Annotated in this window: 20 protein-coding genes; 9 read left to right on the plus strand and 11 right to left on the minus strand. The window is 69.8% G+C overall.

The window, feature by feature from the left end:
- Window positions 1–23: 23 nt before the first annotated feature.
- The 4 genes from CCL05_RS14350 to CCL05_RS47475 form a co-directional block, all read right to left on the minus strand.
- Complete coding sequence (locus CCL05_RS14350; RefSeq protein ID WP_086560887.1) at window positions 24–1,220, minus strand: SfnB family sulfur acquisition oxidoreductase; 1,197 nt, start codon at window positions 1,218–1,220, stop codon at window positions 24–26.
- Window positions 1,217–1,774 (minus strand): NADPH-dependent FMN reductase, encoded by a 558-nt coding sequence (gene ssuE / locus CCL05_RS14355; RefSeq protein WP_086560888.1) that lies wholly within the window; start codon window positions 1,772–1,774, stop codon window positions 1,217–1,219. The genes CCL05_RS14350 and ssuE overlap by 4 nt, the downstream gene beginning before the upstream one ends.
- A 57-nt stretch (window positions 1,775–1,831) precedes the next feature.
- Complete coding sequence (sfnG, locus tag CCL05_RS14360; protein ID WP_086560889.1) at window positions 1,832–2,953, minus strand: dimethylsulfone monooxygenase SfnG; 1,122 nt, start codon at window positions 2,951–2,953, stop codon at window positions 1,832–1,834.
- A gap of 186 nt (window positions 2,954–3,139) precedes the next feature.
- A complete protein-coding gene (locus tag CCL05_RS47475; RefSeq protein ID WP_358839838.1) occupies window positions 3,140–3,220 on the minus strand; it encodes a putative leader peptide in 81 nt (26 codons plus the stop codon).
- A gap of 137 nt (window positions 3,221–3,357) precedes the next feature.
- On the opposite strand from CCL05_RS47475, the gene CCL05_RS14365 reads away from it, so the two are divergent.
- Window positions 3,358–4,266: a LysR family transcriptional regulator gene (locus CCL05_RS14365; protein ID WP_086560890.1), complete on the plus strand. Its 909-nt coding sequence runs from the start codon at window positions 3,358–3,360 to the stop codon at window positions 4,264–4,266.
- Window positions 4,267–4,335: 69 nt separating this feature from the next.
- On the opposite strand, the gene CCL05_RS14370 is transcribed toward CCL05_RS14365, so the two are convergent.
- Both CCL05_RS14370 and CCL05_RS46135 read right to left on the minus strand, forming a co-directional pair.
- On the minus strand, window positions 4,336–5,430 hold the full coding sequence (locus CCL05_RS14370; protein WP_086560891.1) for a tartrate dehydrogenase: 1,095 nt from the start codon (window positions 5,428–5,430) through the stop codon (window positions 4,336–4,338).
- Between the two features lie 109 nt (window positions 5,431–5,539).
- Entirely contained in the window at window positions 5,540–5,818 is a 279-nt protein-coding gene (locus CCL05_RS46135) for a hypothetical protein (protein ID WP_086560892.1), read from the minus strand.
- Window positions 5,819–6,398: 580 nt separating this feature from the next.
- Between CCL05_RS46135 and CCL05_RS14380 the strand changes: the two genes are divergently transcribed.
- The gene (locus tag CCL05_RS14380; RefSeq protein ID WP_086560893.1) at window positions 6,399–8,957 is read left to right on the plus strand and encodes a GH32 C-terminal domain-containing protein; all 2,559 of its coding nucleotides are present in this window, start codon (window positions 6,399–6,401) and stop codon (window positions 8,955–8,957) included.
- 26 nt (window positions 8,958–8,983) lie between these two features.
- On the opposite strand, the gene CCL05_RS14385 is transcribed toward CCL05_RS14380, so the two are convergent.
- Window positions 8,984–9,286 carry a putative quinol monooxygenase gene (locus tag CCL05_RS14385; protein WP_086560894.1) on the minus strand — a complete coding sequence of 101 codons (303 nt, stop codon included), beginning with the start codon at window positions 9,284–9,286 and terminating at the stop codon, window positions 8,984–8,986.
- Window positions 9,287–9,300: 14 nt separating this feature from the next.
- Window positions 9,301–10,278, minus strand: a complete 978-nt coding sequence (locus tag CCL05_RS14390; protein WP_086560895.1) for a carbohydrate kinase family protein — start codon at window positions 10,276–10,278, stop codon at window positions 9,301–9,303.
- 244 nt (window positions 10,279–10,522) lie between these two features.
- Here CCL05_RS14390 and CCL05_RS14395 point away from each other — a divergent pair, with 244 nt between their 5' ends.
- The 5 genes from CCL05_RS14395 to CCL05_RS14415 all read left to right on the plus strand — a co-directional run bounded on the left by CCL05_RS14395 (window position 10,523) and on the right by CCL05_RS14415 (window position 15,573).
- The gene (locus tag CCL05_RS14395) at window positions 10,523–11,539 is read left to right on the plus strand and encodes a sugar ABC transporter substrate-binding protein (RefSeq protein ID WP_086560896.1); all 1,017 of its coding nucleotides are present in this window, start codon (window positions 10,523–10,525) and stop codon (window positions 11,537–11,539) included.
- A 181-nt stretch (window positions 11,540–11,720) separates the two neighbouring features.
- Window positions 11,721–12,734: an ABC transporter permease gene (locus tag CCL05_RS14400; protein WP_086560897.1), complete on the plus strand. Its 1,014-nt coding sequence runs from the start codon at window positions 11,721–11,723 to the stop codon at window positions 12,732–12,734.
- The gene (locus CCL05_RS14405) at window positions 12,731–13,564 is read left to right on the plus strand and encodes an ATP-binding cassette domain-containing protein (protein ID WP_086560898.1); all 834 of its coding nucleotides are present in this window, start codon (window positions 12,731–12,733) and stop codon (window positions 13,562–13,564) included. Before CCL05_RS14400 ends, CCL05_RS14405 begins: the two co-directional genes overlap by 4 nt.
- Window positions 13,565–13,641: 77 nt before the next feature.
- Entirely contained in the window at window positions 13,642–14,664 is a 1,023-nt protein-coding gene (locus tag CCL05_RS14410) for a LacI family DNA-binding transcriptional regulator (protein ID WP_086560899.1), read from the plus strand.
- Window positions 14,665–14,865: 201 nt separating this feature from the next.
- A complete protein-coding gene (locus CCL05_RS14415; protein WP_086560900.1) occupies window positions 14,866–15,573 on the plus strand; it encodes an SDR family NAD(P)-dependent oxidoreductase in 708 nt (235 codons plus the stop codon).
- 44 nt (window positions 15,574–15,617) lie between these two features.
- Here the strand turns inward: CCL05_RS14415 and CCL05_RS14420 are convergent, their stop codons facing one another.
- Window positions 15,618–16,313 (minus strand): TetR/AcrR family transcriptional regulator, encoded by a 696-nt coding sequence (locus CCL05_RS14420; RefSeq protein ID WP_086560901.1) that lies wholly within the window; start codon window positions 16,311–16,313, stop codon window positions 15,618–15,620.
- 27 nt (window positions 16,314–16,340) lie between these two features.
- Entirely contained in the window at window positions 16,341–16,544 is a 204-nt protein-coding gene (locus CCL05_RS14425; protein ID WP_086560902.1) for a non-reducing end alpha-L-arabinofuranosidase family hydrolase, read from the minus strand.
- Window positions 16,545–16,823: 279 nt separating this feature from the next.
- On the opposite strand from CCL05_RS14425, the gene CCL05_RS14430 reads away from it, so the two are divergent.
- Entirely contained in the window at window positions 16,824–19,274 is a 2,451-nt protein-coding gene (locus CCL05_RS14430) for a glycosyl hydrolase family 95 catalytic domain-containing protein (protein WP_086560903.1), read from the plus strand.
- An 84-nt stretch (window positions 19,275–19,358) separates the two neighbouring features.
- Here the strand turns inward: CCL05_RS14430 and CCL05_RS14435 are convergent, their stop codons facing one another.
- Window positions 19,359–20,081, minus strand: coding sequence for a FadR/GntR family transcriptional regulator (locus CCL05_RS14435; protein ID WP_086560904.1), 723 nt, complete (start codon window positions 20,079–20,081; stop codon window positions 19,359–19,361).
- 289 nt (window positions 20,082–20,370) lie between these two features.
- Between CCL05_RS14435 and CCL05_RS14440 the strand changes: the two genes are divergently transcribed.
- Window positions 20,371–22,602 (plus strand): alpha-L-fucosidase, encoded by a 2,232-nt coding sequence (locus tag CCL05_RS14440; protein ID WP_086560905.1) that lies wholly within the window; start codon window positions 20,371–20,373, stop codon window positions 22,600–22,602.
- Window positions 22,603–22,688: the final 86 nt, after the last annotated feature.

Raw genomic sequence — 22,688 nt, forward strand, 5'->3', positions numbered from 1 at the left:
GGGTCTCCGTTCGGGGTTGTCCGTTACAGCAGGCCGTGCCGGGGCGGCTGGGTGCCGTTCAGGAGGTAGCGGCCGATGTGCTGGACCTTCCAGCGGGCCGGGTCGTGCAGGGTGTGGGTGCGGGCGTCACGCCAGTGGCGGTGCAGGCCCAGGGAGTCGAGCGCCGAGCGGGTGCCGGAGACCTCGAAGAGGGCGCTGCCGACCTCCACGGCCGCCTCCGCCGCCGTCACCTTGGCCGCGGCCACCGCGATCGAAGCCGCGGCGGCCGAGTCGTCGGTCAGGTGGGCGTGGGCGGCGTCCACGGACCGCGCCGCGGTGGACAGCAGCGCGTCGGCGGCCCGTACCCGGATCGCCAGTTCGCCGAAGCGCTGGATCAGCAGCGGGTCCTCGGTGGCGCTCTCGTGTCCTTCGGCGACGCTCTCGAACCAGGGGCGGCTCTTGGTGCGCACAAACTCCACCGCCTCGGCCAGCGCGCCGGCGGCGATCCCGGCGTCGATGGCGGCGTGCAGCAACTGGGCCACAGCTCCGTGGAGTTGGGGTCCCCGGAAGGTGAGGTGGTGCGGCACGACCCGGTCGGCGGGCACGGGCACCGACTCCAGGCGGACGGTTCCGCTGGCGGTGGTGCGCTGTCCCATGCCGTCCCAGTCGTCCACGACCGTGAGGCCGGGTGCGTCGCGCGGTACGTACGCCACGTGCAGGTTGTCGTCGTCGGCGCGGGCGAGGACGGGGATCCAGTCGGCGAACAGGGCGCCGGTGGAGTAGTGCTTGACGCCGTCGAGGACGTACGACCCGTCCAGGCGCCGCGCGAGCCGGGTACGGATGTCCTGCACATGGCTGGTGCCCGCCTCGGACTGGGCGTTGCCGAACCGCTTGCCCGCCAGCACCTCGCCGAACAGGAACTCCTTCTGCTCCCGCGTCCCCTGCCGGCGCAGCACGCCCACGTACACGAAGTGGCTCTGCGGGATCTGGGCCAGGCTCGCGTCGGCCGAGGCCAGCAGCCGGAAGATCTCCGCGAGTGTCTCCGTACGGACGTCCGCGCCGCCGAACTCCGCGGGCACCGTCACGGCGAGCAGTCCGGAGGCGGACAGCCGCTCCAGCTCCGGACGCGGAAGCCTGCGCCGTGCGTCCCGCTCGGCGGCGTCCTTGCGGAAGTCCGCGGCCAGTTCGGCGGCGACGGCAAGAGCCCCGGCGTCGTCGGCGATCACGGTCACGGCACTCATGCCGTGGCCGCCAGCAGTGCCGAGCGGCCATCGAGAGCGAGCGAGAACTGGTCGGTGACCTGGGCCAGGGGCTCGGCGGCGCCCGGTGCGACGGTCAGCGCGCCGTCGTCGCCCACGGTGATGTCCTTGTCGAGCGTGAACCAGCCCGGGGTGATGTGGGCGGCGCCCAGGGAGCTCAGCACCGGGCGCAGGGCGTAGTCGATGGCCAGGACGTGGGCGGTGCTGCCGCCGGTGGCCAGTGGGAGGACGGTCTTGCCCGCCAGCGCGTACTGCGGGAGCAGGTCCAGCAGCGACTTCAGCAGGCCGGAGTAGGCGGCCTTGTAGACCGGGGTGCCGATCACGACCCCGTCCGCCTGCTCGAACAGCGCGGTGGCCTCGACGATCGCCGGGTGGCCGAAGTCGGCGCGCAGCAGGGCCTCGGGCGGGAGAGTGCGGACGTCCAGAGGGATCACCTCGTGCCCCTGGGCCGTGAGCCGGTCGTCCAGGTGGCGCAGGAGACGGGCGGTGCGGGAGGTGGCGGACGGGCTTCCGGAGACGGACAGGACGGTGGCCATGAGGGGACCTTTCAGAAGTACCGGGTGGGGTGGGGAAGTTCGCCGTTTCGAGGGCGGTCAGGCGTGGGCGGTGACGGGCGCGGGCTCCTGTGCCTCCAGTTCGCGCACGAGGGGCAGGACCCGCTTGCCGAAGTACTCGACCTCCTCCAGGTAGTGCAGGAAGCCGAGGAGGAAGAGGTCCACGCCGAGCCGCTTGTAGGCGACGATCCGCTCGGCGATCTGCTCGGGGGTGCCGATCAGGCCCGTGCGGAAGCCGTCGTTGTACTGGACCAGGTCCTCGAAGCTGGAGCCCTGCCACATGCCCTTGCCGTCCGCGGTGGACGGACCGGCCTGCTGCACGGCGTCACGGAAGCCGTGCACGGCCGGTGTGTCGGCCTTGGCGACGATCTCGCGGAGCGTCTCGCGGGCCTCGGCCTCGGTGTCGCGGGCGATCAGGAAGCCGTTGAGGCCGAACTTCGGCGGCGTGCGGCCCGCTTGGGCGGCGGACGCGCGGACGTCGCCGATCTGCTCGGTGACGCCGTCGAAGTCCTTGCCGTTGCTGAAGTACCAGTCGGAGACGCGGCCCGCCATGGCACGGGCGGCGGTGGAGTTGCCGCCCTGGAAGATCTCCGGGTGCGGGCGCTCGGGGGTGTTGAGCGGCTTCGGCTTGAGGGAGAAGTCGCGCAACCGGTAGAAGTCACCGGCGAGTTCGGCGTAGTCCTCGGTCCAGATCTTCCGCAGGGCGCGGATGAACTCCTCGGAGCGCCGGTAGCGCTCGTCGTGCTCCAGCCAGGGCTCGCCGAGGGCGGTGAACTCGCCCTTGAACCAGCCGCTGACGACATTGACGGCGAAGCGGCCGTGCGACAGGTGGTCGGCGGTGGCGCCCAGCTTCGCGAGCACGCCCGGGTGCCACAGGCCGGGGTGGACGGCGGCGATGACCTTCAGCCGCTGGGTCGCGAGCAGCAGGGCGAGGCTGAAGCTGGTCGACTCGTGCTGGTACTCGGCGCCGTAGCTCGCCATGTAGCGGACCTGGCTGAGGGCGTAGTCAAAGCCGTTGTTCTCGGCGAGCACGGCCAGTTCGCGGTTGTAGTCGTAGCCCCAGTCGGTGCGCTGCTCGATGGTGCTGGTGACCAGGCCGCCGCTGACGTTCGGCACCCAGTAGGCGAAGCGGAGGGGGTCGGACACGGGCGGTACGGGCATGGGGAGCTCCTGGTAAAAGCACACACGAAAAAAGCACGTGTGGTGACAGGGAAAAGAGTGCGGTGATCGCGATTCAGGCGTGCGGGGACGCCGCATCCGGCACAGCCGAAATCACCATGGAAAGCGGCCGGCGGTGGAATTCACGAGAGAGAGCGGCGCGGGTGCGAGGGTTTCCCTCGGATGCGCTCAGGCGCGACAGCGACAGCAGGAGCTGGAGACACGCGCAAGGTCGACATGGCGTCGCCGCGTGAGATCCTGTCGCTTCATGTCATCGATCCAACCAGCGGGGAGTCGGACCGGTCAAGAAAGCGCGGAAGTGATTCCACATGCTGAGAGTCGGTATTCACGAGGTTGTGACAGGGATTCCCTTGAACCCGGCGCCCGGCGGACGGCAGTCTCCTGGCGTGCGTATCGAACAGCTCGAATACATCGCCGCCGTCACACGGTTGGGATCACTGCGGCGCGCCGCCGAGGAACTGCACCTGTCCCAGCCCGCGCTCAGCGAGACCATGCGCAATCTGGAGCGCGAGCTCGGCGTGGACCTGTTGGAGCGCAAGCGGTCCGGGGCGAAGATCAGCGACGAGGGCCGGGAACTGCTGCCGCACATCATGAGCGTGCTGGACGCGGTCGACCGCCTGCGCGGTGCGGCCGGCGACCAGCACCGCATCAGCCGCATGGTCCGCCTCGGCACGGTCAACACGGCCACTGTCCCGCTGGTCATCCCGACGGTGCGGGAATTCCGGGCCTCGCACCCGGTCACCCAGGTCGAGCTGGTCGGCGCGCAGCAGTCCGAGATCCACCGCGGGCTGCTGGAGGGCGCGTTCGACCTGGGGCTGGTGAACTACCTCGGGGGCGATGACATGCCACCCGGCTTCGACACCACGGAACTCCTGCGCGGCCGGCCCGTGGTGTGCCTGCGCCCGGACAGTCCGCTGGCGGCCCTGGACGCGGTGGACGTGGACAGCCTCCTGGCCGAGCCGCTGGTCGTGATGCGGTCCGGCTATGTCATGCACCGATTCGTGCACCGCCTGCTCGGCGGCAGGACACCGTCCTTCTCGTACTCGACCGACGGCGCGGAAATGGGCAAGCTGATGGTCGCCGAGGGCCTGGGGGCGACGGTGCTGCCGGACTTCAGCGTCGTCGGCGACCCTCTGGAGCGGCGGGGCGCACTCACCGTACGGCCGCTCGCCGGGGACGCGACCGAGGTGCTGCTGGTCCTGCAGCGCCGCCACTCCGGCTCCGTCCCCCGGGCCGTGCGCGATCTGCACGAGCTGTTCGTGCGCAACTCCCGTGCGTACGAGGCCTCTTCGTGAAGGAGGCTCGGCCGGTCCGCCGGACAGCCCTGCGTGCCGGGGAGCGCCACCAGCGGCGCCGCAGGTCCGTCAGGCGTCGAGCGCGTCGATCAGGGCCTTGGTCACGTCGTCCGTCGTGGCCGTACCGCCGACGTCGCGGGTGAGGATGCCGGCGGCGGTCGTGGTCTCGATCGCCTTGAGCAGACGGGCCGCCTGGTCGGGCAGGCCGAAGTGCTCCAGCATCAGCGCCGCGCTGCCGACCGCGCCGATCGGATTGGCCAGGCCCTGACCCGCGATGTCCGGGGCGGAACCGTGCACCGGCTCGAACATGCTGGGGAAGCGGCGCTCGGGGTTGAGGTTGGCGCTGGCGGCCAGGCCCAGGCTGCCGGCCAGGGCGCTGCCGAGATCGGAGAGGATGTCGGCGTTGAGGTTGGAGGCGACGACGACCGAGAGGTCCTCGGGGTGCAGGACGAACTTGGCGGACATCGCGTCCACGAGCACGCTCTCCGTCTCGACGTCCGGATAGTCGGCGGCGACGCGCTTGAAGACGTCGTCCCACAGGACCATGCCGTACTGCTGGGCGTTGCTCTTGGTCACGGAGGAGACCTTCTTGTGCGCCCTGGTCCGGGCCAGGCCGAAGGCGAACCGCATGATCCGCTCACAGCCCACCTCGGTGAACAGGGCCGACTGCACGGCGACTTCACCGCCGGGTCCGCGGCCGGAGAGGTTGCGGCCGCCGAGGCCCGCGTACTCGCCCTCACTGTTCTCGCGGACGACCACCCAGTCCAGCTCGGTGTCGTCGGCCTTGCGCAGCGGGCTCTGGACGCCGGGCAGGAAGTGCACGGGGCGGACGTTGGCCCACTGGTCGAAGTTCTGGCAGATCTTCAGGCGCAGGCCCCACAGGCTGACGTGGTCGGGGACGGTCGGCCAGCCGACAGCGCCGAAGTAGATCGCGTCGAAGTCCTTGAGCCGCTCCAGGCCGTCGTCGTCGATCATCGTGCCGGTGCGCTCGTAGAACGCGCAGCCCCAGGGGAACTCCTCCCAGGCGAAGGCGAAGGGAGCCGCGGAGCCATGGGAGGTCTCGGCCAGGGCGTCGAGGACGGCCCGCCCGGCGGCGACGACCTCCTTGCCCACCCCGTCGGCGGGGATGGCGGCGATGCGGAACGTGCGGGGTGCGGCTGTCATGGCCTCCGGCTCACTGTCGTGCGGTCGGTTCGAGTCAACACAGCGGCGTCCCCGCGCGTCCAAGACCTGCTTCCGATACGACGTATAGGCGTGGCCGATCGGTCCTGCGTCAGGCGGCGTGCACCCGCCGCTGCGCCAGCGACCTGGTGAGGGCGAGGAACGCCCGCGCCGCCGGGGTGAGGTGAGCGGGCAGGCTGACCATGGCCACGTGGAGGTGGGCCGTCGGCTCGATGGGGGCGACCACGGCGCCGCAGCGCCGGGCCAGCCGGGTCCAGGAGGACGGCGTCACGATCGCCACGAGGACCTGGACGTACAACTGCCGGTACCACGGTTTCGCCGCGATGCGTACGGCCTGTGCGGCTCGCTCGTTGTCCGGGGTTTGCGTCATTGCAGCCTCCCTGATCGCGCGCCACCGAGCCCGATCGGCAGCCTGGGCCACAGTGAACCGGGCCACGTGTCAGGGGGTCCACGACCAAAAATCGATGCCCCGTATAGGCCGTGCCTATCAGTACCGGCACCGGCGATGTCAGTTGCGGCCACCGGCTGGTCGTCACCGATCTGCGGGGCGACGGCGCCCTCTTCTTCGGTTCATCGTCGATCCGCGAGCGGCACTACTGGGAGGCTGTGGGACGGCCGTGGTCGGAGCTCGTCGCGACCACGTGCGACGAGTCCGCACCCGGGGCGGGTCACACAGGCTGGACCATCGTCATGCCCAATTCGACCGCCGCACCCGCGAGTTCGTCGAACGAAGCCTCGGCGGTGTCATCCCGGCCGTGGGATACGCGTAGAGCCCCGTGCCTACGGAAACAATCGCGCCCGCACCGTTGACGCACCGGCCGGGCTGCCCTTCATAATCGGCACTCGATGTCATCGCTGACACAAGTCAACGTTGACACCTCGTTTTTTGGTCCGTCCGCACCGGGGCCGCAGTCGCCGCTGCACGGACGGCCGCGGGACAAGGAGACACCATGAGCTCTGTACGCGTATCCCGGCATGCCCGCCTGCGATCGATGGCGGCGGTGGCGACGGTCTGCGCCCTGTCCGCCGCTCCGCTCGCTCCCCAGGCGGTCGCCGCCGACACCCCGAGATACACGGAGACCTACCGGCCCCAGTTCCACTTCACCCCGGAGAAGAACTGGATGAACGACCCCAACGGCCTCGTCCACTACAAGGGCGAGTACCACCTCTTCTACCAGTACAACCCGAATGGCAACGCCTGGGGCGACATGTCCTGGGGGCACGCGGTGAGCAAGGACCTCGTGCACTGGGAGGAGTTGCCGCTCGCCCTGTCGCACGACGACGAGGAGATGGTGTTCTCCGGCAGCGCGGTCGTCGACTGGAACAACACCACGGGGTTCGGCACGAAGAAGAACCCGCCCATGGTGGCGATCTACACCAGCGCCTACAAGGACGGCGGCAAGCAGGCCCAGTCGCTCGCGTACAGCACCGACCGCGGCCGCACCTGGACCAAGTACCAGGGCAACCCCGTCATCGACATCGGCTCCACCAACTTCCGCGACCCCAAGGTCCAGTGGTACGCGCCGACCAAGAGCTGGCTGATGACGGTATCGCTGTCCGCCGAGCACAAGGTGCGGTTCTACTCGTCGAAGAACCTCAAGGACTGGGAGCTGCTGAGCGAGTTCGGGCCGGCCGGTGCTACGGACGGCGTGTGGGAGTGCCCCGACCTGTTCCCCCTCGCGGTCGACGGGGACAGGAAGAAGATCAAGTGGGTCCTGGTCGTCAACATCAACCCCGGGGGCATCGCTGGCGGTTCGGCCGCCCAGTACTTCGTCGGCGACTTCGACGGCAAGAAGTTCACCGCAGATGACAAGGGCACCTACACGCCGCCCACGGGGAAGGTCGTGCAGGACTTCGAGGGCACCGGCTTCGGTTCATGGGCGGCCACGGGCACCGCCTTCGGCCAGGGACCGGCAACGGGAGCGGTGGACGGGCAGAGGACCGTCGAGGGCTTCGACGGCAAGGGCCTCGCCAACAGCTTCCACGCGGGTGACGGATCCACCGGCACGCTCACCTCTCCCCCATTCACCGTCGACAGCCCCTACCTGAACTTCAAGATCGGCGGCGGACGGCATCCACGCGAGGCCGGAACCGTCATGGACAGCACTCCGCCCGAGGGGACGGTCCTCGCCGACTTCGAAGGCGGAACCTACGGCGACTGGACGGCGACCGGGGACGCCTTCGGTACCGCACCGGCCACCGGCACCCTCCCCGGCCAGGGGCAGGTCTCCGGCTTCCTGGGAGACGGGCTGGCCAACACGTTCCTCAACGGCGACGCCACCACCGGCACTCTCACCTCGCCCGAGTTCACCATCGACAAGAAACACATCAACTTCCTCATCGGCGGGGGCAATCACCCCGCCGGCTCGGACCGCCCGACCATCGTCGAGCTCGTCGTGGACGGCCAGGTCGTCCGCAGCGCCACCGGTAGGGACGCCGAGGCACTCAACTGGGCCTCCTGGGACGTCAGCGACCTCGCCGGCAAGCAGGCGCGGATCAGGATCGTCGACGACAACACCGGCGGCTGGGGCCATCTCAACGTCGACCACCTCATGCTGTCCGACACTCAGGCGCAGCGCGTGTCCCAGGAGACGTCCGTCAACCTGATCGTCGACGGCCAGGTCGTCCGCAGCGCGACCGGCACCGACAGCGAGACCCTGGACTGGGCCTCCTTCGACATGCGCCCGTACGCCGGCAAGAAAGCGCAGATCCAGGTCGTCGACATGAACACCGGCGGCTGGGGCCACGTCCTGGCCGACCAGTTCACCGCTGCCGACAAGCCCGCCCAGTCCGTCGTACAGCGCGCCGACTGGGCCGACTACGGCAAGGACTACTACGCGGCGGTGTCCTGGGAGAACGCGCCGGGCGGCAAGCGCTACATGATCGGCTGGATGAACAACTGGGACTACGGCCAGTCCGTCCCCACCTCCCCCTGGCGCGGTGCGCAGAGCGTTCCGCGGGAGATGGCCCTGCGCACCGTCGACGGCCGGATCCGGCTGACCAGCAAGCCGGTGGGCAGCCTGGAATCCCTCCGGGACAAGCGCCCGGCGACGGCGTCCGACATCACCGTCAACAGCGCGTCCAAGCCCCTGATCAGTCCCGCGGCCAAGGGCAAGGCACTCGACATCGAGGCGACGTTCTCCCTCAGGGACGCCGACCGCTTCGGCCTGAGGGTCCGCACCGGAGCAGGCGGCGAGGAGACCGTCATCGGCTACGACACCACGACCCAGGAGCTGTACGTCGACCGCACCCGCTCCGGCGCCGGGGACTTCAACAGCACCTTCCCCGGCGTCCAGACCGCACCTCTGAAGCCGAAGGACGGCAAGGTCAAGCTGCGGATCCTGGTCGACTGGTCGTCCGTCGAGGTCTTCGGCGGCGAGGGCGAAGCAGTGATCACCGACCAGATCTTCCCCGATCCCTCCAGCACCGGCGTCGAGGTCTTCGCCCAGGGCGGCACCGCCACCCTCAGCCACATGCGGGCGTGGCGGCTGAAGTCCATCCGGCGGTGACGAGCCGCGGCTTCCGGCGTGCAGAACTACGGATGCGTGGCCAGCGGATCGAGGAACGTCAGTACCGAAGCGTCCTCCTCGATCAGCGGCGTGAGGGCGGCGTTGAACGGGGCGCCGTACGGGGCGTCCAGGTGTGCCTTGAAGGCGTCCTCGTCACGGTAGACCTCGAAGATCCAGTAGGCGCGCGGGTCGGCCGCCTTGGTGTAGACGTCGAAGGCCAGGTTGCCTTCCTCCTCGCGCACTTTCACGGCGTACTCCTGGATCAGGCGGGCGACCTCGGCCTCCGCTCCCTCTCGGGCGGTGAACTCGGCGAGCAGGGTCTTCGTCATGGTTTCCTGTCCTTTCAGTGGGTGGAGTCGAGGTGCCGGACGAGGCCCTCGTCCGTCGTGAGCTGCGCCTGCCAGGGCGGGTTCGGGCCGGCGACCGAGCAGGTCAGGGCCGCGACCCGCGTGGCGAACAGGCAGGCCGCCTCGACATCGCCGAGACGCAGGTCCGTCAGCCTGCCGCCGAGGAGTCCGCGGGTGCCGAGGTGGTGCAGCAGTCCCGCGGTGAAGGAGTCCCCTGCCCCGACCGTGTCGACGACCTGCGCCGGCGCCGCGGGCACCCGCACCCGCTCCCCGTCGAGTGAGGCCAGCGCGCCGTCCGCGCCGCGCGTGATCACGACGAGCCGCGCCCCGGCCGCATGCCAGGTGTCGCACGCCTGCTCGGGCGGCGTCCCGGGCAGCAGGAGCTCCAGGTCGTCCTCGCTCAGCCGCAGCACATCCGCGAGGCCGCACCAGTGCGCCAGCCGGGCGCGGTAGACCTCGGGGTGCACCAGGAGGGGGCGGACGTTGGGGTCGATGCTGATGGTCGTCCGGGGCGCGGCCGTTGCCAGGAAGTCCTCCACCACCCCTGCCCCGGGGTCCTTGACCAGGGCCAGCGACCCGGTGTGGAGACAGGCGGTGCCGGCCAGGTCCACCCCGGCCAGTTCCGCGTTCGTCCACTGCCAGTCCGCGGTGGCCTGGGCGTGGAAGGAGAACGCGGCCTGCCCCTGGGCATCCAGTTCGGCCACGGCCAGCGTGCTGGGCTCGGCGGCCTCGACGGCGTGCGACAGGTCCACGCCGGAGGCTTCCAGGTGGGCGCGGAAGAGGCGGCCGAACACGTCACCGGACAGCCGGGCGAGGAAGCGGGCCGGGGTGCCCAGCCTGGCCAGGGCCACGGCCGTGTTGGCCGGTCCGCCGCCCGGCAGGACGCGCAGGGCGAGTTCGTTCCGGGTCCCTGCGGACTGGGTGAACGCGTCGGCGACGCACTCCCCCAGGACGGTGATCTGGCGCGGGCACATGGGCGGCTCTTCTCTTGGGACGCGTCAGCGAAACGGGCAATTGCGAGCAGTCCCCGGACCGGTTCGGGCGGGTGGCGGCCACGGCGTTGCCAATTTGTGACGGGTGAAAGGCATTGACGTTGCCTGAAGGCGGAGTCCATCATCCTCGCCAAGCAGTGTCAACGCTGACATGAGTCAACGATGACACCTCGGGCGGCATGCGCCCGATGCCGGCCGCTCGTCCGCAATCCCGCAGGAGTCGTTCATGTCACGTATCTCTCGTCTGCCTTCCTCCATGCTCAGAGTCGCCGCGTGCACGGGCATCGCGGCCCTCACCCTGACCGCCTGTGGATCCGGATCCGGGTCGGGCACGGCGAACGCCGGATCGGGCAGCGTCAAGGTCGGTCTGATCACCAAGACCGACACCAACCCGTTCTTCGTGAAGATGAAGGAAGGCGCGGAGAAGGCCGCCAAGGACAACGGCGTCCAACTCGTCACCGCGGCGGGCAAGTTCGACGGGGACAACGCCGGGCAGGTCACCGCCGTCGAGAACATGGTCGCCTCCGGGGTGAAGGGCATCCTGATCACGCCGAGCGACTCCAAGGCGATCGTGCCGGCGATCGAGAAGGCCAAGGCCAAGGGTGTTCTGGTCATCGCCCTGGACACCCCGACCGACCCGGAGAGCGCGGCCGACGCCCTGTTCGCCACCGACAACCTCAAGGCGGGCGAGCTGATCGGCGAGTACGCCAAGGCCGCCATGAAGGGCAAGACCGCGAAGATAGCCGCCCTGGACCTCGCGCCGGGTGTGTCCGTCGGCGTTCAGCGGCACAACGGTTTCCTCAAGGGCTTCGGCGCCACCGACAAGGACGTCGCCTGTGCTCAGGACACCGGCGGTGACCAGTCCAAGGGCCAGACGGCGATGGAGAACTGCCTCCAGAAGGAGCCCGGCATCAACGTCGTCTACACCATCAACGAACCGGCCGCGCTGGGCGCGTACACGGCGCTGAAGGCCAAGGGCCGGGAGAAGGACGTGCTGATCGTCTCCGTCGACGGCGGCTGCACCGGCACCAAGGCCGTCAAGGACGGCAAGATCGCCGCGACCTCGCAGCAGTACCCGCTGAAGATGGCCGCCGAGGGCGTCAAGGCCGTCGCGACGTACGCCAAGGACGGCAAGAAGGCGTCCGGTTACACCGACACCGGCGTCACCCTGATCACCGACAAGGCGCAGGACGGGGTCACGTCCAAGGACACCGCCTACGGCCTGGACAACTGCTGGGGCTGAGCCGCCGGCCGACCCCCGGCTGCCGCCGTAGCTGCCGCCGTTCGACACCCCTCAGCGGGGCGGCCGGCCCCTCCTCCCCGACCGGGGACGGCCGCCCCCTCGTCCTCCTGCCGTCCGAGAAGGACAACCTCCCGTCCGACAAGGACCGACAAGGACTTCTGTCTTCCGACAAGGACCTCGCATGACTGCCACGTCCACGCCACCCTCCACCTCCACGCCGTACGCCGAGCTCAAAGCACCGACCACTCTGCGCAGACTGCTCACGCAGCCGACCACCGGCCCGCTGGCCGCCCTCCTCCTGGCCTGTGTCTTCTTCTCCGTCTCGACCGACCAGTTCCTCACCGGCGGGAACTTCTCGCTGATCGTGCAGCAGGTCATGGTCGTCGGCACCCTCGCCATCGGCCAGACGCTGATCATCCTCACCGCGGGCATCGACCTGTCCTGCGGAGCGGTGATGGCGTTCGGCAGCATCGTGATCGCCAAGATGGCGGCCGAGGGCTCCCTGCCACCGCTCGCCGCGATCGCGTTGGGCCTGGTCGTCTGCGCCGGCTTCGGCCTGCTCAACGGCGCGCTGGTGCAGCGGATCCCGCTCCCGCCCTTCATCGTCACCCTCGGCATGCTCAACGTGGCGTTCGCGCTGACCCACATCTACTCCGAGGAGCAGACCGTCACCAACCTGCCCGGCCCGCTGACGGCGCTCGGGCAGACCTTCCCGCTCGGCAAGACGGACATCACCTACGGCTCGCTGGTCACCATCGCCCTGTTCCTACTCTTCGCGTACGCGCTGAGCAGCACCAGCTGGGGCCGGCACGTCTACGCCCTGGGCAACAGCCCGGAAGCCGCGCGGCTGAACGGCATCCGCACCTCCCGGCTGACCATCGGCGTCTACACCGTGGCCGGCCTGATGTACGGCGTCGCCGCCCTGCTGCTCATCTCCCGCACCGGAGTCGGTGACCCCCAGGCGGGGCAGACCGACAACCTCGACAGCATCACGGCCGTGGTGCTCGGCGGCACCAGCCTCTTCGGCGGACGCGGCTCCGTCCTGGGCACGTTCATCGGCGTCCTCATCGTCGGCGTCTTCCGCAACGGCCTTCAGCTGATGGGCGTCGCCTCCATCTACCAGACCCTCATCACCGGAGTCCTGGTGATCCTCGCGGTGACCGTGGACCAGATCTCGCGGAAGAAGGCCCGATGACCACCACCACTGCGACCCCCGTCCTGCAGGCCCGCGGCCTGGTCAAGCGGTACGGCCACGTCACCGCCATCGACGGCGCCGACTTCGACCTGCTGCCCGGCGAGGTCCTCGCCGTCATCGGCGACAACGGCGCCGGCAAGACCAGCCTCATCAAGGCCCTCACCGGCGCGGTGGTCCCCGACGCGGGCGAGATACGCCTGAACGGCGAGCCCATCACCTTCTCCGGCCCGCAGAGCGCACGCGCCCACGGCATCGAGACGGTCTATCAGGACCTGGCCGTGGCCGCCTCGATGGACATCGCCTCCAACATGTTCCTCGGCCGCGAACTGCGCCGCCCCGGCATCCTCGGCAGCGCCTTCCGCATGCTCGACAAGAAGCGCATGCGCAAGGAGGCCGCCGAGCACATGGCCGACCTGAAGATCGGGCTGCGCTCGCTGACCCAGTCGGTCGAGACCCTCTCCGGCGGACAGCGGCAGGCGGTCGCGGTCGCCCGGGCCGTGGCCTGGGCCCGCAGCGTCGTCGTCATGGACGAACCCACCGCCGCCCTCGGCGTCAAGGAGTCCGGACAGGTCCTCGACCTCATCCGCCGCGTCCGCGACAAGGGCATGCCGGTCGTCCTGATCAGCCACAACATGCCCCACGTATTCGAGATCGCCGACCGGATCCACGTCCACCGGCTGGGCCGGCGCGCCGCCGTGATCAAGCCCTCCGACTACTCCATGGCGGAGGTCGTCGCCATCATGACCGGCGCGCTCAGTGTCGACGAGGCCGGAGATACTGTCGTAGCGGATTCCGCGGCGGCGAAAGCCGCCGGAGTCCAGGCCACTTGACAGCTCACCCCCGCTCTCGCAAGTTCCGGCCGAGGCCGCGGCCGGAACCCGAGAACACACAGGAGACGGTTTCCTCCATGGCAGCGAGCCGCCGCCCCACCCTTGCCGATGTCGCACGAGAAGTCGGCGTCAGCGCCAAGACAGTCTCGCGCGTCCTCAACGAGGACGGTCCCGTCTCGGCGCAGACGCGGGAACAGGTACTCACCGCGGTGGCCAAGCTGGGCTTCCAGCCGAACCTGATGGCACGCAACATGCGCGTCGGCGGTCCGGACACCACCATCGGACTGGTCATCCCCGACCTGGGCAACCCCTTCTTCGGGGCCGTGGCCCGCGCCATCGAGGACACGGTCCGCGAACGCGGACTGACCCTGCTCATGGGCTCGTCCGCGGACGACCCCGACCGCGAACGCGCCCTGACGGACAAGTTCCTCGCCCGTCGCGTGAGCATGCTCATCGTGGTGCCGTCCGTCGGCGCCGACCACTCCCACCTCAAGGCCCACCGCTCGGCGGGGCTGCCCGTCGTCTTCCTCGACCGCCCGGGAGCCGGCCTGCCCACGGACAGCATCGTCAGCTCCAACCGTGCCGGGGCCCAGGAGGGCGTCGCCCACCTCATCGCCCACGGGCACCGCCGGATCGGATTCGTCGGCGACCTGCCCGTCAGGCTGTACACCCGCCGCGAGCGCCTCGCCGGATACCGTGCGGCCCTGCAGGAAGCCGGCCTCCCCTACGACCGCTCGCTCGTCGTCAACGCCCACGACCAGCCGGGCGCCGAGTCCGCGACCGCCCGGCTCCTCGAACTGGCCGATCCTCCCACCGCCCTGTTCGCCGGGAACAACATCATGGCGCTCGGCATCGTCGCCCAACTCGCCCGCGACAAGCGCAAGGACGTGGCGGTCGTCGCCTTCGACGACGTCTCTCTCGCCGAGGCACTCGAACCGGCCCTGACCGTGGTCGCGCAGGACCCCGAAGAACTCGGCCGCAGCGCCGCGGCCACCGCCCTGGCCCGCCTCGACGGCGACCGCTCCCGGGCTCGCACCATCACCGTTCCCACCCGGCTGATCGTCCGGGGCTCGGGGGAGCAGACCGCGCCCCGTTCCTGAGCGGCGCCGGCGCGCTACCCGACGCCGGCCGGGCCTTGGCGGACACCAGGGCTCACTCCATCCGGGAAGCAAACGGATTACCCTATCCAGTTCCGTGGTACTGTGGTGACCGTGAACCGGACAGGCCTATCCGTATCGTTGAATCGGATAGCTCTATCCAGATATCAGTTCGACTGCCAGTCTTCCCGAAAGGACTCTGCCGTGACCAGCATCGCCATCGTCGGAGCCGGCCCCCAGATGGGCCTGGCCATCGCCCGCACCTTCGGCTCCCAGGGCTTCGACGTCGCCCTGATCTCCCGCAACCGCGACAAGCTCGACGACCTCGTCGGCAAGCTCTCGGCCGACGGCGTCACCGCCGCCGCGTTCCCCGCGGACGTCCTCGACCGCGACGCGCTCACCCAGGCCCTCAAAGACGCCGCCGGCCGGTTCGACGGCATCGACGTCCTGGAGTACTCCCCGGTGGGGACGTTCGGCGTCACCACGCTGACCGCTCAGGCCACCACCGCACCGTCCGATGTGGAGTTCGAGATGAACTTCCAGCTCTACGGGGCCATCGCCGCCACCCAGGCGGTGCTGCCCGGGATGCGCGAGGCCGGCACGGGCACCCTGCTGTACACCACCGGCGCCGGCTCGATCTGGCCCGACCCGAGGGTCGCCAACGTCAACGCCGCCGCCGCGGCGCTGCGCAACTGGGTGATGAACCTGCACAAGGAGCTGGCCGACGCCGGCACCGGCGTCCAGGCCGCCCACGTCGGCATCGACTCCTCGATCGGTGTCTCCGTCATCCCCGGCGTGGAGGCGGCCCGGCCCGAGCAGATCGCTCCCCTGTACTGGGAGCTGCACACCACCAAGCGCGACCGGAGCGAACTCGTCTTCAAGCTCGCCGACGACGGCTTCCCGCGCGGCTGAGAGCGCGCCGAGCCGTACCCCCCGAGCCGGAGGACGAGGCGAGGTCAGCTGCTCTTGCCGGGCGGCGGTGTGGTGGCGCCCTGGCCGACGCGGAGCATGGCCTTGTACAGGGGTTCGCGCCCGGGTGAGGCGGGCAGGGGGCCGCGCGCCGGGGCCTCGAGGGACTGGATCATCAGGGCGACGACGCGCCGCCAGGCGTCCGGGGCAGCGTCGCCGGTGGCGTTGACGACCCCGGCGTTGGCCATGTGGATCAGCACCAGGTCCGAGGGGTCGAAGTCCTCGCGCAGCCGGCCGGTGGCCTTGGCACGGTCGATGAGGCGCAGCATGGCCTGGTACGCCTCGTTGCGGCGCTGCTCCAGGACCTTGGCGGTGGGGAAGGTCATGGTCAGGACGTCGGCGAAGCCGTTGTCGGCGGCCTGCATCGCGCAGGCCGTCTCGATGTAACCGACGAAACCGTGCCAGGGGTCGGGGTCCTCCAGGGCGAGCGTGACCGCGTCGGCGTAGGCGTCCATGCGGTCGGAGAAGACGGCGTCGACCAGCTCCTCCTTCGTGGGGAAGCGGCGGAACATGGTGGCGATCCCCACGCCCGCCTCACGGGCCACCGACGCCATCGAGGCGCTCAGGCCGTCCCGAGCGAACACCGAGCGTGCGGCGGCGATGATCCGCTCCCGGTTGCGCTCGGCGTCCTTGCGCAGCGGCGGGGCGGCGGGACCGTCGGATTGCTGGGCGCCAGGACTCATACCAGCCAGTCTAGCAATCGGATCACCCTATCCATTTTCGCTGGATGTGGGCGGTGCGGAGGCTGCCTGGGACCAGTCGGAGAAGCTGAACTGCGCCAGACCCCAGTAGGAGGTGGGGCTGGCGGTGGTCGCGAAGACCAGCCACTGGTTGTTGTACCGCACGACGGAGAAGTCCTTGATCGCCGCCACGTCGGGGTGCCGGGCGTCCGGCTTCGGACCGGCGCTTGGCACCGTCTGCGGTCGAGGCGTTCTGGACCTCGACGGCCTTGCCGCTGTTGCGGTTGATCAGCACGTACCACGCGTTCGTATCCAATGGCTACCCGAGGTAATACATCCCATGACCAGAGATCTCGCGCTCGCACCCGACCGTCAGCTCCTGTTTCCTAAGGGGTTCCTGTCCCCCAGTGGACAGCTCCCCCAAGATCGCCCCCCCTAATGCATCCCATGTCTCTGGCATCCTTGCGTCTTCGCCGAACCCTGACGCCCCTCCCCACGAAAGACAGGAAAGCCATGCACTCCGCACGTCCCTCCGCGGGCGACACGACCTCGCCCGCGCCGGCCCTGGTCGCGCTCCCCGACCGCGGGATCCATGACACCGCTCCCGCCGATGCCTGGACCGACGGCTTCCTCACCGGCAACGGCGAATACGGGGCCGTGGTGTACGGGACCCCGGCGCTGGAGAAGACCGTCTTCGACCACCACCGCCTCGTCCTGCCGAACGGCACCCGCGACGTCACCCCGCCGGTGCTCGCCGGCCGGCTGGAAGCGGTGCGGGACAAGGCGCTGGCCGGGGACTACGCCGGAGCCACACGGGACTTCGCCGCCGGGTGGGAGCTGCGCTGGACCCAGACCTACCACCCCGCCTACGAGCTGCGGATCGCCACCGCGGAGGACCCCGCCGCCGACGCGTACGTCCGGGTCACCGACTTCCGCACGGGCGAGGTCACCTCCGCCTGGTCGGACGGGCACGGCACCTGGTCCCGCCGGGTCTTCGTCTCCCGCGCCGACCGGGTCGTCGTCCACGAACTGGTGCCGGCCCCGGGCCGTACCGTCGACGTCACCCTGAGCGTGCACACCGCGCTCGACGACACCGCGACCGACCACGGCGGGGGCGACACCCTGCACACCCGCATGCGGTTCACCACCCTGGCCGACATCGGTGAGGGCTCCGGCTGGCTGAACCTGCGCGGCACCTACCCCGAGGGACTGGGCGCCCACGGCTACGAGGGCGTCACCCGGGTCGTGCCGACCGGTGGCACGGTCGCCGTCAGCGGCTCGACCGTCGTCGTCACGGGGGCGGCCAGGCTCACCCTCCTGACCCGACTGGACAGGTACGAGACGCCCACCGCCTGGGACGCGAGGCCCCTGCACGCGGGGCTGGCCGCCCTGGAAGCCGACTACGAGGTGCTGCTCGCCCGGCACACCAAGATCCACTCAGGCCTCTACGACCGCTCCCGGCTCGACCTGAACGTCCCCGAGGCCGACCGCCGGCTGTCGACCACCGAGCTGATCACCCGCCAGAACGCCGACCCCGACGTCATCGACCCCGCGCTGCTGGAGCGGCTCTACGACAGCGGCCGCTACCTCTTCCTCAGCTCCAGCGGCATCCTGCCGCCCCGCCTGACCGGTATCTGGACGGGGGCGTGGACCGCCGCCTGGGCCGGTGACTTCACCACCGACGCCAACGTCAACCTCCAGGTCGCGGGCGGCACCATCCTCGACCTCACCGAGGCCATGGAGGGCTACTTCGACCTGATCCTCGGCCAATTGGACCACTGGCGCACCAACGCCAGGAACCTCTACGGCGCCCGCGGCTTCCTCGCCCCCTCCCGTACCGACGGCGAGTACGGCCACATGCTGCACTTCGACGGCGGCGACTTCCCCGGGCACTGCTGGACCGGCGGCGCCGACTGGTTGCTCCAGCCGCTCCTGGAGTACTACGAGGTCACCGGCGACCAGGCGTTCCTGCGAGACAGGCTCGGTCCCGCGCTGCTGGAACTGGCCCTGTTCTACGAGGACTTCCTCACCCGCACCGACACGGACGGCAAGGCGGTCTTCGTGCCGTCCTTCTCCATGGAGAACGCCCCGGGCAACACGGGCGAGTACCTGTCCGTCAACGCCACCGGCGACATCACGGCCGGCAGACACGCCCTCAAGGCCGCCATCCACGCCGCGGGCGCCCTCGGCGTCGAACAAGGCAGCGGCGGGGGCGTCGAACGCTGGACGGCACTGCTCGGCAGGATTCCCGAATACCGGGTCAACGAGGACGGCGCGCTCGCCGAATGGTCCTGGCCCGGGCTGACCGACCACTACGACCACCGCCACGTCCAGCACCTGTACGCCGTCTGGCCGCTGCACGAGATCAACCCGGAGGAACGGCCCGACCTGGTGCCCCCGGCGCTCAGGGCGCTCGAATTGCGCGGCGACCAGAACCTCTCCGCACACGGCAGCCTCCATCGCGCCCTGGCGGCCGCCCGGCTCAAGGACGGCGCCCGGGTGTACGACAACCTCCGGAAGATCATCGGCAATGACATGCTCTTCCGGTCGCTGATGACCTCCCACAACCCGGGCCGCCACATCTACAACGCCGACGCGGCGAACGCCCTGCCCGCCGTCCTGGCCGAGGCGTTGCTCTACACGAGGCCGGGCGTTCTGGAACTCCTTCCCGCACTGCCCGAGCAGTGGGACAAGGGCACGCTCACCGGCATCCGGGGCCGGGGCGGAATCCGGGTGCACAGCTTGGACTGGGATCTGTCCGACGGCACCACGACGGCGACCGTCACCTCGGACCGGACCCAGGACGTCACGCTGATCAGCCGCCGCGGCATCGCGGCCGTCACCACCTCCGCACGGGTCGGTCCCTCCCTGCTGGGCCCGCATGCCCGGACCATCTCCCTCAACGCCGGGCAACGCACCCGGATCACGCTCTCCCTGCCGACGGGCGGACCTGCCCCCTCATGACACTCGGAATGTTCGGACGTCACCCAGGTGGATCCGGCTGCGCGACGTACGCCTGGTGCGCTGAGGCGACCGCCGCCCCGCCCGTCAGTTCCGCTCGGTCGTTCCGACGGGGAGCGGTTCGCTGGAGCGCAGGTGTTCCCTCAGCCACTGCTCGGTGTTGCTGACGTGGAGCAGCGCGGCGGCCTGGCTGAGGGCGGCGTCACGGGTGGACAGCGCCCTGAAGATCGCCTCGTGCTCGGCGAGAGTGCGGCCCGCCGCCTTGTCGTCGACCAGACCGCGCCAGATGCGGGCGCGCAGGGTGCGGCCGGAGATCCCTTCCAGGAGGGTGAGGAGGCTCTCGTTGCCCGTGGCCGAGACGACCGCGCGGTGGAAGGCGGCGTCGTGGGCGTTGAGCTGTTCGACGTCGTCGCGGGCCTCGCGCATGGCCTCCAGGTGCCCCTTCACCTCGGCCAGTTGGGCATCGGAGATCCGGGTCGCGGCAAGGGCCGTGGCGACGGGTTCCAGGAGCCGCCGTACCTCCATGAGGTCCTGCAGGGCGACCGAGTCGCCCTGCAGCAGTTCCACCGCGCCGCCCAGACCCTCCAGCAGCAGGCTCGGCTGCAGGCTGGTCACATACGTGCCGTCGCCCCGCCGGACCTCCAGGACCCGCGCGACGGCCAGCGCCTTGACCGCTTCGCGGGCGAGGTTGCGGGACAGGCCCAGCTGGGCGGCCAGGTCCGGCTCCGGAGGGAGCTTGGACCCCGGCGGCAGGGCACCGGTCCGGATCAGCTCACGGATCTGCTCGATGGCCTTGTCCGTCAGAGACACCGCTCGTCCCTCCCCCCACCGTGCCCGTGAGCACGTCCGACCTGATCAGCGTGACGCTGATGATACTGGGACGCGGGTGCGGGACGGCGATCACCCGGACATGAAGCACTGCAATACATGCCATGTCTGGTGATCGAAATGCAGGCCAGTTCAGGGCAAACCAGTCAACTCACCTGAAGGAACGGCCACTTTCATCCCTGCACGCTGGTTGACATCCCAGGGCGACATGACCGACCTTCATGCGTGGTCCTGCATTCCCCCCTGCCCCTTCCGCATCAGGGATGTGTCCATGTCGAGCTCGATCAACAGACGCCAGTTCGTGGCCGGTGCAACCTGCGTGGCCGCGGCGGCCGTTGCCGGAGATGTGCTCGGTGCGCCAGTCGCCGAGGCGGCGCCCAGCAGGTACAGGCCCGACTGGGACTCGGTCGACCAGCACCCTCCGGCCCCGGAGTGGTTCCAGGACGCGAAGTTCGGGATCTACTTCCACTGGGGCGTCTTCAGCGTCCCCGCCTTCGGCAACGAGTGGTATCCGCGCAACATGTACGAGAGCGGGAACGACGCCAACCAGCACCACATCGCGACCTACGGCCGGCCCACGGCGTGGCCGTACCACAACTTCATCAACGGGGCGCGGGACCTGGCGGGCAACGCCGTGAAGTTCGCGCCGAAGCTGAAGTCGGCCGGCGGGAAGTTCGACCCCGACGAGTGGGTGCAGCTGTTCGTCGACGCCGGCGCCAGGTTCGCCGGCCCGGTCGCCGAGCACCACGACGGCTTCTCCATGTGGGACAGCCAGGTCAACGAGTGGAACTCGGTGAAGAAGGGCCCTGGTCTCGACCTGCTGCGGCTGTTCTCCACGGCCATCCGCGCCAAGGGCCTGAAGCTGCTGGTGGCCATGCACCACGCGTACAACTTCACCGGCTTCTACGAGTACGCCCCCGCCCAGACGGACCCCAGCCTCAAGAAGCTCTACGGGCAGTTGGGGCCGGCCGCCCAGAACCAGCTCTGGTTCGACAAGCTCAAGGAGGTCGTCGACCGCGCCCGGCCCGACATCCTGTGGCAGGACTTCAACCTGGTCGCCGTCGACGAGAAACAGCGCCTGAACTTCCTGGCGTACTACTACAACCAGGCGAGCAGCTGGGGCCGTGAAGTCGTCGCCACCTACAAGGACGGCATGAACGGCAAGGGCGAGGTCTTCGACTACGAACGCGGCGGCCCGGCCGATCTCACCACCCCCTACTGGCTGACCGACGACAGCATCTCCAGCAGCAGCTGGTGCTACACCCAGGGCATCGGCTACTACACCACCCAGCAGATGCTGCACTCGTTCATCGACCGGGTCAGCAAGAACGGCAACGTGCTGCTGAACATCGCGCCGATGGCCGACGGCACCATCCCCCAGGCACAGAAGGACATCCTGCTCGGTATCGGCGACCACCTGAAGCGCTTCGGCGAGTCGGTGTACGCGACCCGGGCCTGGACGGCGTACGGCGAGGGCCCGACGAAGATGGGCGGCGGCTCGTTCACCACCCCGCACGCCGGTACCGCGCAGGACATCCGCTTCACCCGCAACAAGGCGAACAACGTCCTGTACGCCACCGTCCTGGGCTGGCCGGGCAGCTCGCTGACGATCAAGACTCTCGGCTCGGACCGGATCAATCTCTCCTCGCTGAGGTCGGTGAAGCTCCTCGGCACCACCGCCGGCACGTACATCGACCTGCCCGCGCCGGCCCAGAGCGCCTCGGGCCTCAGGGTCACCCTGCCGTCGTCGGCACCCTACAGCGCCAACGCCTACGTCCTGAGGCTCGACTTCTCCGGCACGATCCCCGGCCTGCGGCCCCTCGCCGGCGCCGTCGCCTTCACGGACGTCGACTACACCGGCGGCTCCGCCGTCCTCACCGTCGGCGACTACACCGCGGCCGATCTGACCGCGGCCGGACCGGGCCCGCGCACCCTCTCCTCCCTCCGGCCGGCCCCCGGGTACCAGGTGATCGGCTACTCCGGAGACAACTTCACCGGTACCTCCTGGACCTTCACCGCCGACAACCCCGACCTCAGGGTCACCGGCAACAACGACCGGATCACCTCACTGAGGGTCCAGTTCAACCCGGAGACGTACTTCCGGATCACCAATGCCACGAACGGCCTCGCCCTGGACAGCGGCGGCGACGTCGGCTCCGGCTCCGACCTCAAGCAGTGGGCCTGGGACGGCAGTCCGAACCTGCAGTGGCATGCGGAGGCTGTCGGAGGCGGTTACTACAGGCTGGTCAACCGCACGAACGGCATGGTCGCCGACGGCTGGGGCGCCACCGCCGACGGCTCCGCCGCCCGGCAGGCCCCCTGGAACGGCGGCACCAACCAGCAGTGGACCATCACCCACCGGGGCGGCGACCGCTATTCCATCGCCAACCGCACCACCGGCCTGGTCCTCGACGGCGGTGGCAACGTCGCGTCGGGCTCCCTCACCAAGCAGTGGACCTACGGCACCAGCACCAACCTGCTGTGGACCTTCACCGCGCTGTAGCACAGGGAGCCGGAGGCGCCGGCCCCCCTCAGCCACGCCCCCGGCGGTCAGGCACGCCCCCGGCCGGGGCGCCGTGGAACAGAAGC

It is taken from the genome of Streptomyces africanus (genome assembly GCF_002150735.1).
Taxonomy (GTDB): Bacteria; Actinomycetota; Actinomycetes; order Streptomycetales; family Streptomycetaceae; genus Streptomyces; species Streptomyces africanus.

Bases quoted from the DNA above. Each gene is read 5' to 3' on its own strand.
- CCL05_RS14395 (WP_086560896.1), top strand. From the start codon at position 10,523: ATGTCACGTATCTCTCGTCTGCCTTCCTCCATGCTCAGAGTCGCCGCG.
- CCL05_RS14400 (WP_086560897.1), top strand. From the start codon at position 11,721: ATGACTGCCACGTCCACGCCACCCTCCACCTCCACGCCGTACGCCGAG.
- CCL05_RS14405 (WP_086560898.1), top strand. From the start codon at position 12,731: ATGACCACCACCACTGCGACCCCCGTCCTGCAGGCCCGCGGCCTGGTC.
- sfnG (WP_086560889.1), bottom strand. From the start codon at position 2,953: ATGCCCGTACCGCCCGTGTCCGACCCCCTCCGCTTCGCCTACTGGGTG.
- CCL05_RS14440 (WP_086560905.1), top strand. From the start codon at position 20,371: ATGTCGAGCTCGATCAACAGACGCCAGTTCGTGGCCGGTGCAACCTGC.
- CCL05_RS14385 (WP_086560894.1), bottom strand. From the start codon at position 9,286: ATGACGAAGACCCTGCTCGCCGAGTTCACCGCCCGAGAGGGAGCGGAG.
- CCL05_RS14380 (WP_086560893.1), top strand. From the start codon at position 6,399: ATGAGCTCTGTACGCGTATCCCGGCATGCCCGCCTGCGATCGATGGCG.
- CCL05_RS14430 (WP_086560903.1), top strand. From the start codon at position 16,824: ATGCACTCCGCACGTCCCTCCGCGGGCGACACGACCTCGCCCGCGCCG.
- CCL05_RS14390 (WP_086560895.1), bottom strand. From the start codon at position 10,278: ATGTGCCCGCGCCAGATCACCGTCCTGGGGGAGTGCGTCGCCGACGCG.
- CCL05_RS14350 (WP_086560887.1), bottom strand. From the start codon at position 1,220: ATGAGTGCCGTGACCGTGATCGCCGACGACGCCGGGGCTCTTGCCGTC.
- CCL05_RS14410 (WP_086560899.1), top strand. From the start codon at position 13,642: ATGGCAGCGAGCCGCCGCCCCACCCTTGCCGATGTCGCACGAGAAGTC.
- ssuE (WP_086560888.1), bottom strand. From the start codon at position 1,774: ATGGCCACCGTCCTGTCCGTCTCCGGAAGCCCGTCCGCCACCTCCCGC.
- CCL05_RS14370 (WP_086560891.1), bottom strand. From the start codon at position 5,430: ATGACAGCCGCACCCCGCACGTTCCGCATCGCCGCCATCCCCGCCGAC.
- CCL05_RS46135 (WP_086560892.1), bottom strand. From the start codon at position 5,818: ATGACGCAAACCCCGGACAACGAGCGAGCCGCACAGGCCGTACGCATC.
- CCL05_RS14420 (WP_086560901.1), bottom strand. From the start codon at position 16,313: ATGAGTCCTGGCGCCCAGCAATCCGACGGTCCCGCCGCCCCGCCGCTG.
- CCL05_RS47475 (WP_358839838.1), bottom strand. From the start codon at position 3,220: ATGAAGCGACAGGATCTCACGCGGCGACGCCATGTCGACCTTGCGCGT.